We start from the raw sequence: 14,538 nt of genomic DNA, 5'->3' as shown, positions 1-14,538 counted from the left end.
CCAATCCATGTCGTGCCAAGAGGTGCCGTGCCCAGCCAGGTCGTGGTGTGTCGTAGCAGAAAGCACCACGCGCATGACCTGCTAGTCCGGCGCGACATGCATCGCCGCTGCGGTGGCGGGGGCCAGCCGGTGCCCGCCATGCGCCATGATCGCCGGCAGGTATTCCGCCAGCTGCGCAAAGCCGTGATCGCCACCCGGCGTGATGATCAAGCGACTTCCCTGATAGAGCCCTGCGGCATCATTGACATCCAATGTCTCATCGGCCGTCGCCAACAGCACCAGGGTGCGCTGCGCCGTGACCGGTTCCGCTTCCAATGCGAGCAGTCCGGGCCCGAAATCCTCGGTGACGGTGAACGTCACGCCGGTATAGGGGTTGGCATGCACCGAGCCGAGCCATTCGCTGACCAGTCGCGCGGGACGCACGGCCGGATTGATCAGCACACTGCGCGGCCCCTGACGCCAGACGCTCTGTGAGGGACCTGCCGGCCCCTCGAGGCGTGCGGCCTCACGCGCGACCAGCCAGGTGGCCAGAAAGCCGCCCATGGAGCTGCCGATCACCATGATGGCGTCATCACAGGCAGGGTCTGCGGCGTCCAGCGCCAGGCGCTCACACAACGTGAGATAGGCCGCGTTGACCGCCGCCTGACCCGCGCCGGGCTCCGGGGGGATGTCCGGCATCACGCACGGCAGGCCGAACTGCTCTGCCGCGCGCTGCATCAAGCGTGCCTTGGGCGAACAACTGGCCGAATTGAAGCCGTGCAGATACAGCAGACCCTTGACGGGCGCGGTGGCGTGCATCGCTGCCGTATCTGACGGAAAGGGGGAATTGGCCATCAGCACTCCCGACAACACGTCAGACCGCGAAACCTCCCCTCCCACGCCTCAAGATGGCTGGGCATCTCTCAAGCGTTCATCCGCTGGAAGCAGGGTTTTCGACGGTCCGCGTCGTGCTGTCTAGTGTAAACGATTGATTCGCTTATAGGATAGCGAGAATACTGTATAAATCAACAGAGAGCGACGACTGACGTCGCCGCTCGTCTTGCATGGCATATCAGCATGCCCTCACTCACACACACACTCACTCACATCCGTCTTGGGCTCAGCGCGGGTCCTGATCCTGGGCTGCCCACACCGCTTCGATCAGCGCACGGCTGGAGGCATCCAGCGTCTCGAAGCCTTCGCCGGTGGTCATGGTCGCTTCGGTGGCGGTGGCGATCTGCTTGCCCAGTTCCACGCCCCACTGATCGAACGGGTTGATATCCCAGATGGTGGCCTGAACGAAGACCTTCTGCTCGTAGAGCGCAATCAACGCACCCAGCGTTTCCGGTGTCAGCGTCTCCAGCAGCAGCGTGGTCGACGGCTGATTGCCACGGTAGCGCTTGTGGTTCGGCTGCGCCTCATCACCGGGGATGGCGTCATCGCCCAGCATCAGCACACGTGACTGGGCGAAGCAGTTGGCCAGCGTCAAGCGGTGCTGTGCCTTGAGGTGGGCGCGTGTCTCGGCGTCCTCGACGTGATCATAACGGCACATCGGCGCGATGAAGTCACACTCGACCGCCTGGGTGCCCTGATGCAGCAGCTGATAGAAGGCGTGCTGGGCGTTCGGCCCCAGCTGGCCCCACAGCACCGGACAGGTCGAGTAATCGATCATCTCGCCATCGTTGGTCACCGACTTGCCATTGGATTCCATCTCCAGCTGCTCGAGGTAGCTTGCGAAATACTCCAGGCGACCGTCGTAGGGCAGGATGGAGTGGGCGCGGATATCGAGGAAGTTGTTGTTCCAGATTCCGGCCAGCGCCAGCAGCACCGGCAGATTGTCTTCCAGCGGCGCGGTGCGGAAGTGCTCATCCAGCTCATGCGCCCCGGCCAGCAGGCGACGGAAGTTGTCCATGCCGACATTGAGCGCGATGGGCAGACCGATGGTGCCCCACAGCGAATAGCGCCCGCCGACCCAATCCCAGAACAGCAGCTGGTGTTCCGGCGCGATGCCCCACTCGGTCATCTTTTCCGGCTTGGCGGAAGCGCCGATGAAGTGCTGACGGTTGATCAGCGCTTCCAGGCGCCCTTCCGGGTCGAGGCGTGACTTCAGCCAGTCGCGGGCAGTGCGGGCATTGGACAGCGTGTCGATGGTCGAGAATGACTTGGAGGACAGGATGAACAGCGTGGTTTCCGGGCTGAAGGATTCCAGATAATCCGCCAGCTGGGAGCCATCCATGGTCGAGGCGAAGTGAACGCCGATCTCGTGGATGTCCTTGGGACGGCAATCGCTCAGGGCGCTGGAGACCATCAACGGGCCCAGGTCCGAGCCACCGACACCGAGGTTGACCACGTCGGTGATCGGCTTGCCGGTGGCGCCGCGCCACTGGCCGCTGTGGAAGGTGTCGACCATCTCGGCCAGGTGCTCGAGGCTCTCGTGGATGGCCGGCACGATATCCTCGCCGTCCACCACCAGGCTGGCGGAGCGCGGCAGACGCAGCGCGGCGTGCAGCGCCGGACGGTCTTCGGAGCGATTGACATGCTCACCGGCCAGCAGGCGCTTGATGCCCTGCTCGACGCCGGTTTCGCGCGCCAGATCCAGCAGCAGCTCCAGGGTTTCGCCCTTGAAGCGCTGCTTGGAGAGATCCAGACGCAGTCCCGCGGCAGAGCGCGTGAAGGTCGCCACTCGGTCACGCCCTTGCGCCGCATCCTCGGCGAACAGATCCTTCAGATGCACATTGGCCATCTGCTCTTGATGATGGCGCGCGAGAGCCTGCCAGGCCTGGGTATTACGACGCGCAGAACGTGCCGCTGATTGAGTGGACATGGCCACCTCTCTCCTTGAAGTGTAATGACCGGCCCTGCATGGCCCGGCCTGAAATCGATTGATGGAGGCATCACCCGCCGGCCGTGACGGGTGCGTCACGGGCGCCGAATGCGTAGAATGGCGGGCCCGACGGGGCGCTCTGCCCGGCCGGTCCTCGGCCACAGGCATGTCGCCCTGGCCCACTGCCCGATGAAGCCTTGATCCATGAGTGATGCATCTTACCGTGACGCGATATTTACGACACCCCTTGACCGTGTCGCCAGCTTCTCCTTCGACGAGCAGGTCGTCAGCTGCTTTCCGGACATGCTGCGCCGCTCGGTGCCGGGTTACGGTCAGATCATCGCCATGCTGGGCCTGATGGCCCGCGCTCACCTGCGCCCCGGCGCGCGGGTCTATGATCTGGGCTGTTCACTGGGCGCTGCCAGCATGGCGCTGGCCCGCGAGATGGCCGCCGAGGATATCGAGATCGAAGCCGTCGATCTGTCCAGACCGATGGTCGAGCGCGCCAGCCGCGAACTCGCCGAGGCCTTCCCCGACCACCGCATCAACGTCACCGAAGCTGATATTCGCACCCTCGACTATCAGCCGGCCGGCATGATCGTGGTCAATTTGACGTTGCAGTTCCTGCCGCCGGAAGACCGCGACGCCGTGATCGACAAGCTGTTCGCGGCGCTGGAACCCGGCGGCGTGCTGATCCTCTCCGAGAAGATCATCAGCGATGATCCGATCGAGAATGCCTGGCTGATCGAACGGTATCATGACTTCAAACGTGCCAACGGCTACTCCGATCTGGAAATCTCCCAGAAACGTGAGGCCCTCGAGGACGTGATGAAGCCCGACAGCCTGAACACGCATCACGAGCGCCTGGCGCGCGCCGGCTTCCAGCGCAGCCATACCTGGCTGCAATATCTGAATTTCGCATCGATGGTCGCCTTCAAAGCCGCCGAATGACCGCTACGCCTGCACGGACCCGACCCAGCGCATGAGCATTTCCCCGTATGACCGCGACCTTTACCGCGCCTTCACCGAGCTTGCCTGTGAGCCAGGCGCCGTCGGCGACGGCTTCGCCCGCTGGCTGGGCGCCCTGCCCGAGCAACTGGCCAATGGCCTGGACCGCAAGCGTCACGCCGACCTCAAGGCCTGGCATGGCGCGCTGGAAAAGCTGCCCGCCCTGCCCGACGCGCGCGATGTGCAGCTGGATGCCGACCGGGTCGGTGCACGCTTTCCCACTGGCCTGACTAGCGGCCAGCTGCGCCAGAGCGAGAACCTGCTGCGTGCGATGATGCCGTGGCGCAAGGGCCCCTATCAGCTCGACGGGATCCATATCGACACCGAATGGCGCTCCGACTGGAAGTGGCAGCGTCTCGCGCCGCACCTGTCGGACCTCACCCATCGCCGTGTGCTGGATGTCGGCGGCGGCAATGGCTACCACGGCTGGCGCATGGTCGGTGCAGGCGCGGCCTTCACGCTGGTGATCGACCCTTCGCCACGCTTCTACTGCCAGTTCCATGCCGTACGCCACTTCATCGGCGCGGACCACCCCCGGGGCCGCAATCTGCACTTCCTGCCGGTGGGCATCGAGGATGTGCCAGCGAAGATGGGCGCCTTCGATACCGTGTTCTCGATGGGCGTGCTCTATCATCGCCCCTCGCCGATGGACCACCTCTTCCAGCTGCGTGACACCCTGCGTCCCGGCGGCGAGCTGGTGCTGGAAACCCTGGTGGTGGAAGGTGACGTGACGACGGTACTGATGCCCGGCGAGCGCTACGCCGCGATGCCCAATGTCTACTTCCTGCCCTCCTCGCAGGCGCTGGCCCACTGGTGCGAGCGCGCCGGTTTCAAGGACGTGCGCATCGTCGATGAAGCCGTGACTACCCTGGACGAGCAGCGTGCCACCGACTGGATGACCTACCACTCGCTGAGCGACTTCCTCGATCCCGCTGACCCGAACCTGACCCGCGAAGGCCACCCGGCGCCGCGGCGTGCGGTGCTGATTGCCACTCGCGCCTGAACTGGCGTCTGAGCAGGCACCTGAACACGCGTTCGAGACACGGACTTCTCGTCGCGCCAGGGCCAGCGGCGGCAGAGATACAAGAACGGCGATGCTCCATGAGCATCGCCGTCTTCTTTTCTCTCCTCAGACACTGCCCCTCGTCTCAGGCACTGCAACTCGCCTCAGACAATCCCCAGACGCTGCGCCTGCCGGTACAGGTTGCCGCGATCGACCTTGAGCCTGCGCGCCGCCTCCGCCCAGTTGCGATCACTCGCCTGCCAGACCCGCGAGATGTGCTCACGCTGAAATGCCTCGGTGGCATCGCGCAGCCCCAGCGTCTCGTCGCCGTCCTGCCAGGCGGTGCGCGGTGCAGAGCTTGCTCCTCCTGTCTGACTCGCTTCCGCCGCCTGACTCGCTCTTCCCGCCTGCTCCACCAGCCCCACCTGCGCGACCTGAATCTCCTGCGCCGCGCCGGTGGCCCGTTCAAGTGACATCTCGGTATTGACCTCCAGCCCCAGCAGCTCCGGCGTGATCACCACCAGCTGGCGCCCATCGGCGCGCAGGCGAGTCGAGTGGGCACCATGCGCGAGCCGGGCATGCAGGGCGGCGCGGCTCAGGCAGTGCTCCAGTTCACGCACGTTGCCGGGCCAGGGGTACTCGCACAGCAGGCGCTCCGCCGCCGGCGTCAGGCGCAGATTGCCCAGTCCAAGGCGCGTGCGGTTGTGTTCCAGGAAGGTGCCGGCCAACGCCAGCAGATCCGCACGCCCGCGCTCACGCAGCGGCGGCACCCTGAGCGGATAGACGCTCAGGCGGTGATAGAGGTCTTCACGGAAATGCCCAGCGGCGACCTCCGCCTCGAGATCGCGATTGGTGGCCGCGATGACACGCACATTGACCTTGACCACGCGATCGCTGCCCAGCGGCTGCAGCTCGCCTTCCTGCAACACCCGCAGCAGCTTGGGCTGCAGCGCCAGCGGCAGCTCGCCGATCTCATCCAGCAGCAGGGTGCCGCCATCCGCCATCACGAAGTGGCCACGGTGATCATGGGTCGCGCCCGAGAAGGCGCCACGCCGATGCCCGAACAGCGCACTTTCCACCAGATCCGGCGACAAGGCGGCGCAGTTGATGCGTACCAGCGGCCGCGCAGCCCGCCGGGAAGCGTCGTGCAGGCGCTGGACCACGCCCTCCTTGCCCACGCCGGTCTCGCCCTGCACCAGCACCGTCATCTCGGTATCGGCAACCGCCTCCAGCTGCGCCTCGAGCCTGGCCATCGCCGGGCCACGCTGCGGGCAGGCCATGGCGCTCTGTGACGCCATGCCTGTCGGTGACACCACCATCGGCGCCGAACGCCCTGACCTGCCGTCCGTGGCCCCCGCAGCCCACTCCTGTCGCAGTGACAGCGACAGGCAATGCGCGGGGAGTGACAACCAGGCCTGCACCTCCTGAAGCGGAAGTGCCAGCTCGTCCGTACTCGCAGAGGCGCTCAGCGATTCCAGCGGGGCCAGCACCCCCGGCGTCAGTGCATCGAAGGTCATCACCCCCAGCAGGGTATCGCCATCGCGCAGCGCGATACCGGCGCAGTCATGCACCAGCAGATCCGGCCCATGCACGTCCCCCAGCAGGCCATCGAAAGGGTCCGGCAGGTCGCTGTCCAACGCGAAACGATGTACCCCCGTGTGCTCGACGATCGCCTTGAGCCGCGGATGCTCCGCCAGCGCGAAGCGTCGCCCACGCACTTCGGCAGGCAGGCCGTAGGTGGCCAGTGGCAACAGCTCGTCACGCTCGGGCAGGTAGCGCATCAGGGTCGCCGCCTCACCGGGCAGCTGCTGCATGATCGCGGCCAGCAGACGCGTCCATGGCAGCGCGCGCCGCTCGCCGCCCTCCTCGCGGGACAACCAGGCGGCGAGCCAGGCATTCACGGCCGCGACCGGCGTATCGTTCAGGGGCAAGTGGGCATCGGGCATGCGGTCATCCTTGCGGGTATCGGGAGTGAGGGGGCTGAAGATTGATGTCATAATGACACGCTTGATGTCATTAGAACACGCCATATGACCATGTCATTTTGACATCATAGCCCTGCAGAGTGCATGACGACTGGCCTCGAAAGTTGGCACGCCCCTTGCCATAGAGGGAGGGACATCAATCAGAGGTATCGTCATGCTGACCAACGCCCAGGAAGACCTGATCGCCGCCACCGCTCCCGTCGTCGCCGAGCATCTCAATGCCATCACGGCGCGCTTCTATCCGCTGATGTTCGAGCGCTATCCCGAGGTGAAGCCGCTGTTCAACCAGACCCACCAGGCCAGCGGCGGCCAGGCCCGTGCGCTGGCCGGCGCCGTACTCGCCTATGTCGGCGCACGCCACTCGCGTGAGGCGGTGGACCGCCTGCTGGCGCCCGTGGTCAGCAAGCATGTCTCGCTCAATATCCTGCCGGAACACTACCCCATCGTCGGCGAGTGCCTGATGGCCGCCATCGGTGAGGTGCTGGGGGACGCCGTCACACCGGAGATCGCCGATGCCTGGGGCGCCCTCTACGGGGAACTGGCCGCTGTGCTGATCGCCGCCGAGCAGGGCCGCTACGACAGCTTCGCCGCCACCCGCGGCGGCTGGCAGGGGCTGCGCCGCTTCCGCATCGTGCGCACGCAGGACGAGAGCCGCGAGATTCGCTCGCTGTACCTGGCGCCGGTGGAAGGCCCGATGTTCTCCTTCCTGCCGGGCCAGTACATCGGCATGCGCCTGACGACACCGCAGGGCGTGATCCACCGCCATTACAGCCTGTCCCACGCGCCGGACGAGCGCTTCTGCCGTATCTCGGTCAAGCGTGAGGCCCACGGCCAGTCCAGCCAGTACCTGCATGCGCTGAAGGCAGGTGACGAGATCGAACTGCTGCCGCCGGCCGGCGAGCTGACCTTCGAGCATGCTGCCCCGCAGAGCGCCGATGCCCCGGTGCTGTTGCTGTCGGCGGGTGTCGGCCAGACGCCGATGCTTTCGCTGCTGACGGCGGCGCTGGCGGCGGGCCGCCAGGTGATCTACCTGCATGCGGCGCGCAATCCCGAGGTTCATGCCTTCGACGCCACCCTCAAGGCACTGGTCGCGCAGTATCCAACGCAGCTGCATTATCAGGTCTGCTACGAACAGGCCGAGACGCTGCCGCCCCATGCGCAGCTGGGCATCATCGAGCGCGACTGGCTGGCGCAGCAGATCGCCGCGACCGGTGCCAGCGCCGAGTCGCTGCAGGCCTTCGTGATCGGCCCGCATGGCTTCATGCAGAGCATGATCCAGCACCTCAGCCGTATCGGCGTACCGCTCAGCCAGTGTCACCACGAGCATTTCGGCCCCTCCGCCCCGCTCGCCATCGACACTGCTGTCGCCTGATGCGCCAGAGGTGAGCCGCGCCATGCAAAAAGCCCCCATCGCCTTGCGGCCATGGGGGCTTTTGCGTTCTCCGGCTTCATTCCAGCAGGCCGTGTTGTTATTGCGTGTCCAGCGTTGTTGTTGGTATTTCGCTGACTTCCATTCTGCTGTCGCTACAGGACGGAATCAGTTGGTGCGGCCGAGCAGCTCACGCACGTCGCGGGCTTCCCAATGCGGGAAGTGCTTGCGCACCAGCGCGTTGAGGTCGGCTTCAAACGCGGCCCAGTCGGTCTGCTGGGTGGTGGCCTGGGTGCCGGAGCGACCCACGCCGCGAATCATGCCCGCGCCGACGGTCACGTTGCTCAGACGATCGATGACGATGAAGCTGCCGGTGCCCGGGCTTGAGCGATAGTCGTCCACCGGCACCGCCTGGGTCAGCTCGAGCTGGACGCGGCCGATGGCGTTCAGCGCCAGACTGTCGCCCTCGTGATGCTCCAGCGTGTTGACGTCGTAGAGGTAGTCGATGGCGCTGACCTGGCCGGTCAGGTCACGGGTCGCCAGCTTGATATCGTACTGACGGCCCGGCTGCAGCGGCTTCTCATGCATCCAGACGACATCCGCTTCCAGCGCATTGGAGAGCGGCAGTTCGGCATCCGCCGCCACCAGCCAGTCGCCACGCGAGATGTCGATCTCATCGTCGAGCGTCAGGGTGATGGCCTGACCCGGGTAGGCGATCTCGAGATCACCATCGAAGGTGACGATACGCTCGATGGTCGAGGTCTTGCCGGACGGCAGCACCTTGACGCTGTCACCCGGACGCACGACACCGGCCGCCAGGGTGCCGCAGTAACCGCGGAAATCGAGGTTGGGGCGATTGACGTACTGCACCGGGAAGCGCAGATCGCTGAGGTTCTGGTCGTGGGTCAGCTCGACGGTCTCCAGCACCTCCAGCAGTGACGGACCCGCTTCGCCATCGACGGTGTACCAGTCCAGTGACGGGCTGCGATTGACGACGTTGTCGCCCTTGAGCGCGGACATCGGCACGAAGCGGATGTCCGGCGCATTCAGCTTGTTGGCGAATTCCTGATACTCGGCGACGATCTCGTTGAAGCGCGTCTCGGAGTAATCGACCAGGTCCATCTTGTTGACCGCGATCACCAGGTGCTGGATGCCCAGCAGGTCGGCGATGAAGCTGTGACGACGGGTCTGGGTCTGCACGCCATAACGCGCGTCGATCAGGATGATCGCCAGACTCGCGGACGAGGCGCCGGTGGCCATGTTGCGGGTGTACTGCTCGTGCCCCGGCGTGTCGGCGATGATGAACTTGCGCTTGTCGGTCGAGAAGAAGCGATAGGCGACATCGATGGTGATGCCCTGCTCACGCTCGGACTGCAGGCCATCGACCAGCAGAGCCAGATCGACCTCGTCACCGGTGGTGCCGCTGGTCTTGGAGGCCTGGGTGATGGAGGCCAGCTGATCTTCATAGATCAGCTTGGAATCGAACAGCAGACGACCGATCAGGGTCGACTTGCCATCATCGACGCTACCGCAGGTGATGAAGCGCAGCAGGTCCTTGCGCTCGTGTTCTTGCAGGTAGGCTTCGATATCCGCGGAAATCTTGTCTGACGCGTGGGACACACTCTTCTCCTTGCCGCTGTCATGGGCCTGATGAGGTGGCGAGCCAGTGTCGCGAGCCATTGTCGCGAACCAGTGTCTCGTGAGGCTGCGAGCCGTCTCATCAGGCGAATTGTTCGTTCGGGTCATCAAGCGCCGCGTGGCGGCGCCTGCAGGCAATGTGCTGGGGCGATCCTAGAAATAACCTTCGCGCTTCTTCTTCTCCATCGAGCCTGCCTGGTCGTGATCGATCGCACGCCCGGAGCGCTCGCTGGTCCGCGTCAGCAGCATTTCCTGGATGATTTCCGGCAGGGTCGCGGCGGTGGATTCCACGGCACCGGTCAGCGGGTAGCAACCCAAGGTACGGAAACGCACGGACTTCATCTCCGGCACTTCGCCTTCCTTGAGCGGCAGACGGTCGTCGTCGACCATGATGTCGAGGCCGTCACGCTTCACCACCGGACGCACGGCGGAGTAGTACAGCGGCACGATCTTGATGGACTCGAGGTAGATGTACTGCCAGATGTCCAGCTCGGTCCAGTTGGAGAGCGGGAAGACGCGGATGGACTCACCCTTGTTGATCTTGGAGTTGTAGATGTTCCACAGCTCCGGACGCTGGTTCTTGGGGTCCCAACGGTGGTACTGGTCACGGAAAGAGTAGACGCGCTCCTTGGCCCGCGAGGCTTCCTCGTCACGACGTGCGCCACCGAAGGCGGCATCGAAGCCGTGCTTGTCGAGTGCCTGCTTGAGACCGGCGGTCTTCATGATGTCGGTGTACTTGGCGCTACCGTGATCGAACGGGTTGATGCCCGCCTCGACGCCTTCCTGGTTGATGTGCTCGATCAACTCCATGCCGACTTCCGCGGCCATCTCGTCGCGGAACTTGATCATTTCCTGGAATTTCCAGGTGGTGTTGACGTGCATCAGCGGGAACGGCGGGACGCCCGGCGCAAAGGCCTTGCGCGCCAGGTGCAACATGACAGCGGAATCCTTGCCGATGGAGTACAGCATGACCGGATTGGCAAATTCCGCTGCCACTTCACGGATGATGTGAATGGATTCGGCCTCAAGCTGCTTGAGGTGGGTCTGACGTTCGGGGGTAAGCATCGCGTGCGGCAACCTCGTGAGCGTTGGGACACGCCCCGAGAGGCGGCCCGTGAAGTCAGTGGCGCGCTCTGTCAGCGACAGATGGATGCCCCGAGGGAGCACGCCGAATGGTTACACGGTACTCGCCCCGCCTTGATAACGTCAAAGAATCAGAAACTATCTTTTAAGACCAAAAAGGCATACATGATACCTGTGGGTCATGCGCCACACTCATCAACACCGAGGGCATTCACGCTGACGCCCAGGGCATTCACGCTGACGCTGTGGCAGCGCCAGTGCATGAGGCGAGCTTGCCCGCCCCTCCTTTCAAGCCTGGCTAGAGCGTGACCCGCTCCACCCAGGTCTCGAGATGCTCGCCATCGAGATCCACCACGCGCAGGCCGGGGCGCGCCGCCTCATCCACGGCGAAATCATGGCTGAGCGGAGCGAACTGATCGGAGGTGGAGGGAACGCCATAGACGGCCACACTGCCCTGCCCACACGGCATGAGTTGCGTGAAGGCCTGATGGATATGCCCACACAGCACGGCCCGCACCTGCGGGTATGGACGCAACGTTTCCCACAGCGCATCGCGGTCGGCAAGGCCCAGCGCATCCATCCAGTCCGAGCCGATCGGCAGCGGATGATGATGCATGGCCAGCAGGATTGGACGTGGGTCCAGCTCGACGGACAGCGCCAGTGACTGCGCAAGCTCGCTCAACTGCTCCTCGCCAAGCTCCCCCCCGGCCTGCCCGGTGACGCGCGAATCCAGACACAGCAGTCGCCAGTCGCCCAGATCCAGCTCGTGATGGAAGGGACGCAGCTCCTGCATGAATTCAGGGTGATCGTGGTTGCCCGCGAACCAGAACCAGGGGCAGCCAAGGCCATCGAACAGCTCTGCCGCCATGCGATAGGAGGCAGGGCTCTCATCCTGACTGACATCACCGGTCACCAGCAGGATATCGGGGCGCAGGCGCGAGGCATGCGCCATCACCGCCTCCAGCTGACGCCAGGGGAAGCCCAGCCGTGAACGCGCATCAGGGTCGGCGCGCAGATGGCAATCACTTATCTGAATCAGTCGCATCGGTCTCTCGAGCAGCAGGAAAATGAACAGAACCGCGACGGCCGGGCCATCGCGGTTCTGTCAATCAAGACGGGAAATCCATCGGGTGTCAGCGCCTGTGCGCCATGCCAGCCCCAAACGTCACGGCAACTCCGGCACATCCGCCTGCCCGAAGGCGCGGGCATGGGTCAGCCATTCGCCGAGAAAGCGATTGAGCTGAAGCTTTTCGTCCGGCTGGTGCATACGCGGATTCGGGTAACGATTGCGCCCTGAGAAGTGACGCTGGCGCTGAAAGTCGGTGACCTCCGCCATGCGCACATCGTGGTACAGGTGCACACTCATGCGCGGCGAATCGATGATGTGGTCCAGCACGCCGGTCTGGGCGACCGTGACCATGGTGGTATAGGGCGCGCATTCGACCACCTCGAGCAGCAGCGTGCCGAAGTGGCCCTGATTGCCCGCCAGCGGGAAGGCGAAGCTGTCACCGGCCTCGGCCTTGCCGAGGATGCGCGTGAGGCGCAGATAATTGGACCCGCACTCGGCATGGAGTGCTTTTAGGTCAGCCACATAGGCTTTCTTGACCTGCATGGGCGATCTCCTTGCGAATCTCAGAACATTGGCATGTTGTCTGTCAAAGCACGCCCGCTATCGTGCGTGGCAAGATGCGGGCAACGTGCGATAAATCAAGCGCTGCGCCAGCGCTCAGGCTGTCGGCGATCAGCTCTCGGCTATCGACTCTCGAGTCCAGCTCTCGGGACTGAAGCTGAGACGAAAACCGAGACTGATACGGACACTGACGCAGACAGTGATCGTTGCTGGCTGCCGGTTTTCAGCAAGCCTCTAGAATAGCAGCTCTGACGCGCAGGTTGAGGAAGCCTGCGTGAGACACGGGGGATTGCCAAGCTTCGCCTTCACTGCCTCAGGCATGCATGACGCGCAACGAGGCACGTTCACGCAGCAGCCATTGCATGGCCATGATGGCCATCGCATTGCCCAACCGCCCTTGTTCCAGCAGCGTGAGGGCCGCCTGGAAATCGAGCACATGCACGCGGATGTCTTCATTCTCCTCGGCCAGACCATGCACGCCGCCCAGCCCACTGCTGTCACACAGACCGATGAACAGCGTGACCTCCTCGGTACAGGCGCCGGGGCTCGGATAGTAGCGGTAGAGTTCGATCAGGTCGGTCAGCTCACACCCCGCCTCTTCGATCGCCTCACGGCGCGCAACCTCATGGGCCTGTTCATCCTTGTCCACCAGCCCCGCAATCGGCTCCAGACTCCAGGGCGTGCGTGCATCTTCCAGCATACCGGCGCGAATCTGCTCGACGAAGACCACGCGGTCGTTGACCGGGTCATAAGGCAATACGCCTACCGCATCGTGACGGACATGTACCTCGCGATGGATCACATCGCTCCAGCCACCGTTGAAACGCTGGTGGCGGAATTCGCGCTGCTCGAGGCGAAAGAAGCCGTCCTGCAACACCCTGGCCTCGACCAGTTCGACATCATCATGTGCGAAGGCCTGTTGCCCTGCGACGTGCTCTTGTTGCTCGCTCATGCATCCTCCTTGGCTGAGCAGGCATTATCCTGTCCTGCCGCGAGACTGGCCAGCCCGTCACCTGCAAACTTGCTTGCCGCGCCGTACCGAGTCGGCCATCAGCGCCATTCAAGGCGCCGCCTGAAGACATCTGGGCGACTTCTCATCCACAGAGCGATAAACGACACGGCCCGAGCGGGATCTCCGCTCGGGCCGTGTCATGCAGGAATTCATTCGGGGTGTTACATCAGCGCCTGCCGCCAGCGCTGCCGTTCACTTGCAAGGCTCACTGATGTCGCTCCAGCCAGCCTTGCCTCTGGCAGCCATGCAAGTGAGGCGGGCACCAGAGGTTCACTGCAGGCGCTTGATCAGCGCGGCGATCTCTTTCTGCAATTCCTGATCGGCCAGCTCACGGTTAGGACGTGGCGGCCCGTCCTGAGCGAGACGCGCATGCTTGAGCGCTTCCTCATCACGGCCTTCGGAGGCCAGATAATCGGCGTAATAATAATTGGTATCCATGCCCGTCGGGTTGACCTCAAGCCCCTTGCGCAGCACTTCCCCCGCCTTCTCATCATCCCCGAAGCCCACCGGCCAGCCGGGCGCCTTGTCATAGAGCGCGCCAAGCGTCACATAGGCGGAGGCATTGTCGCCCTTGGGGTCGAGCGAGATCGCCTTCTCGAGCGTGGCCTTGGCTTCCTTGGCCAGATCCAGTGCTCCGAGGCCACCGCGCGCCTTGGCCCATGAGGCCAGGATGATGCCTTCCCATGTCAGCACATGGGCGTTGTCCGGATACTGATCCGCCAGCGCGCGTACCTCCTTGCCCAGGGCCTCCATGCCCTTTTCCTGAGCATCACCGGAGACCTGATAATTGATCTGTGCCCAGCGCTTGGAGAGAGGGAAGACGTCATCATCGCCCGGGGCAGCATGGACTCCGGTCATGCCGGCCAGCGTGATGCCCAGCGCCATGCCCCCGGAGAGCAATACGCGACAGCAACGGGGTATGACACGAAAAGACGGGTGTGAAGATGGCAGCATGGGCATGGACAGCTCCCTGATTTTCGTTATTGTTGGCAGATTCGGCATGGGTG

At 64.1% G+C, this 14,538-nt stretch carries 12 protein-coding genes; 3 read left to right on the top strand and 9 right to left on the bottom strand.

Translation table 11 applies throughout. From position 1 onward, the window contains the following. Positions 1 to 81: 81 nt before the first annotated feature. Both H2O77_RS05490 and pgi read right to left on the bottom strand, forming a co-directional pair. Positions 82 to 834, bottom strand: coding sequence for a YqiA/YcfP family alpha/beta fold hydrolase (locus H2O77_RS05490; RefSeq protein ID WP_240548723.1), 753 nt, complete (start codon positions 832 to 834; stop codon positions 82 to 84). 265 nt (positions 835 to 1,099) lie between these two features. Beyond that, complete coding sequence (gene pgi / locus H2O77_RS05485; protein ID WP_215824116.1) at positions 1,100 to 2,803, bottom strand: glucose-6-phosphate isomerase; 1,704 nt, start codon at positions 2,801 to 2,803, stop codon at positions 1,100 to 1,102. A 204-nt stretch (positions 2,804 to 3,007) separates the two neighbouring features. Between pgi and cmoA the strand changes: the two genes are divergently transcribed. Then, positions 3,008 to 3,754, top strand: coding sequence for a carboxy-S-adenosyl-L-methionine synthase CmoA (gene cmoA / locus H2O77_RS05480; protein ID WP_215824115.1), 747 nt, complete (start codon positions 3,008 to 3,010; stop codon positions 3,752 to 3,754). Between the two features lie 31 nt (positions 3,755 to 3,785). Further along, a complete protein-coding gene (gene cmoB / locus H2O77_RS05475; protein WP_215824114.1) occupies positions 3,786 to 4,814 on the top strand; it encodes a tRNA 5-methoxyuridine(34)/uridine 5-oxyacetic acid(34) synthase CmoB in 1,029 nt (342 codons plus the stop codon). A 164-nt stretch (positions 4,815 to 4,978) separates the two neighbouring features. On the opposite strand, the gene norR is transcribed toward cmoB, so the two are convergent. Continuing rightward, the gene (norR, locus tag H2O77_RS05470) at positions 4,979 to 6,760 is read right to left on the bottom strand and encodes a nitric oxide reductase transcriptional regulator NorR (protein WP_215824113.1); all 1,782 of its coding nucleotides are present in this window, start codon (positions 6,758 to 6,760) and stop codon (positions 4,979 to 4,981) included. A gap of 193 nt (positions 6,761 to 6,953) precedes the next feature. Between norR and H2O77_RS05465 the strand changes: the two genes are divergently transcribed. Continuing rightward, positions 6,954 to 8,171 carry a globin domain-containing protein gene (locus H2O77_RS05465; protein ID WP_215824112.1) on the top strand — a complete coding sequence of 406 codons (1,218 nt, stop codon included), beginning with the start codon at positions 6,954 to 6,956 and terminating at the stop codon, positions 8,169 to 8,171. 165 nt (positions 8,172 to 8,336) lie between these two features. On the opposite strand, the gene cysN is transcribed toward H2O77_RS05465, so the two are convergent. From cysN to H2O77_RS05435, 6 genes are all read right to left on the bottom strand, one after another. Then, entirely contained in the window at positions 8,337 to 9,788 is a 1,452-nt protein-coding gene (gene cysN, locus H2O77_RS05460) for a sulfate adenylyltransferase subunit CysN (protein WP_054557075.1), read from the bottom strand. Positions 9,789 to 9,959: 171 nt separating this feature from the next. Then, the gene (cysD, locus tag H2O77_RS05455; protein ID WP_054557074.1) at positions 9,960 to 10,871 is read right to left on the bottom strand and encodes a sulfate adenylyltransferase subunit CysD; all 912 of its coding nucleotides are present in this window, start codon (positions 10,869 to 10,871) and stop codon (positions 9,960 to 9,962) included. 316 nt (positions 10,872 to 11,187) lie between these two features. After that, complete coding sequence (locus H2O77_RS05450; RefSeq protein WP_192838500.1) at positions 11,188 to 11,934, bottom strand: metallophosphoesterase; 747 nt, start codon at positions 11,932 to 11,934, stop codon at positions 11,188 to 11,190. A 120-nt stretch (positions 11,935 to 12,054) separates the two neighbouring features. Beyond that, the gene (locus tag H2O77_RS05445; protein ID WP_043337025.1) at positions 12,055 to 12,501 is read right to left on the bottom strand and encodes a DUF1249 domain-containing protein; all 447 of its coding nucleotides are present in this window, start codon (positions 12,499 to 12,501) and stop codon (positions 12,055 to 12,057) included. 331 nt (positions 12,502 to 12,832) lie between these two features. Beyond that, complete coding sequence (locus H2O77_RS05440) at positions 12,833 to 13,471, bottom strand: NUDIX domain-containing protein (RefSeq protein ID WP_043337028.1); 639 nt, start codon at positions 13,469 to 13,471, stop codon at positions 12,833 to 12,835. Positions 13,472 to 13,801: 330 nt separating this feature from the next. Further along, complete coding sequence (locus H2O77_RS05435) at positions 13,802 to 14,485, bottom strand: hypothetical protein (RefSeq protein ID WP_215824111.1); 684 nt, start codon at positions 14,483 to 14,485, stop codon at positions 13,802 to 13,804. Positions 14,486 to 14,538 lie beyond the last annotated feature (53 nt).

The sequence above is a fragment of the Cobetia sp. 4B genome (assembly GCF_018831605.1).
GTDB classification, from domain to species: domain Bacteria; phylum Pseudomonadota; class Gammaproteobacteria; order Pseudomonadales; family Halomonadaceae; genus Cobetia; species Cobetia amphilecti.
Note: the sequence above shows the minus strand (reverse complement) of the source record. Positions and strands in the feature narration are given on the sequence as shown.

Coding starts and splice junctions, on each gene's coding strand:
- H2O77_RS05435 (WP_215824111.1), bottom strand. CDS start 14,485: ATGCTGCCATCTTCACACCCGTCTTTTCGTGTCATACCCCGTTGCTGT.
- H2O77_RS05450 (WP_192838500.1), bottom strand. CDS start 11,934: ATGCGACTGATTCAGATAAGTGATTGCCATCTGCGCGCCGACCCTGAT.
- cysD (WP_054557074.1), bottom strand. CDS start 10,871: ATGCTTACCCCCGAACGTCAGACCCACCTCAAGCAGCTTGAGGCCGAA.
- norR (WP_215824113.1), bottom strand. CDS start 6,760: ATGCCCGATGCCCACTTGCCCCTGAACGATACGCCGGTCGCGGCCGTG.
- H2O77_RS05440 (WP_043337028.1), bottom strand. CDS start 13,471: ATGAGCGAGCAACAAGAGCACGTCGCAGGGCAACAGGCCTTCGCACAT.
- H2O77_RS05445 (WP_043337025.1), bottom strand. CDS start 12,501: ATGCAGGTCAAGAAAGCCTATGTGGCTGACCTAAAAGCACTCCATGCC.
- cmoB (WP_215824114.1), top strand. CDS start 3,786: ATGAGCATTTCCCCGTATGACCGCGACCTTTACCGCGCCTTCACCGAG.
- H2O77_RS05465 (WP_215824112.1), top strand. CDS start 6,954: ATGCTGACCAACGCCCAGGAAGACCTGATCGCCGCCACCGCTCCCGTC.
- cmoA (WP_215824115.1), top strand. CDS start 3,008: ATGAGTGATGCATCTTACCGTGACGCGATATTTACGACACCCCTTGAC.
- H2O77_RS05490 (WP_240548723.1), bottom strand. CDS start 834: ATGGCCAATTCCCCCTTTCCGTCAGATACGGCAGCGATGCACGCCACC.
- pgi (WP_215824116.1), bottom strand. CDS start 2,803: ATGTCCACTCAATCAGCGGCACGTTCTGCGCGTCGTAATACCCAGGCC.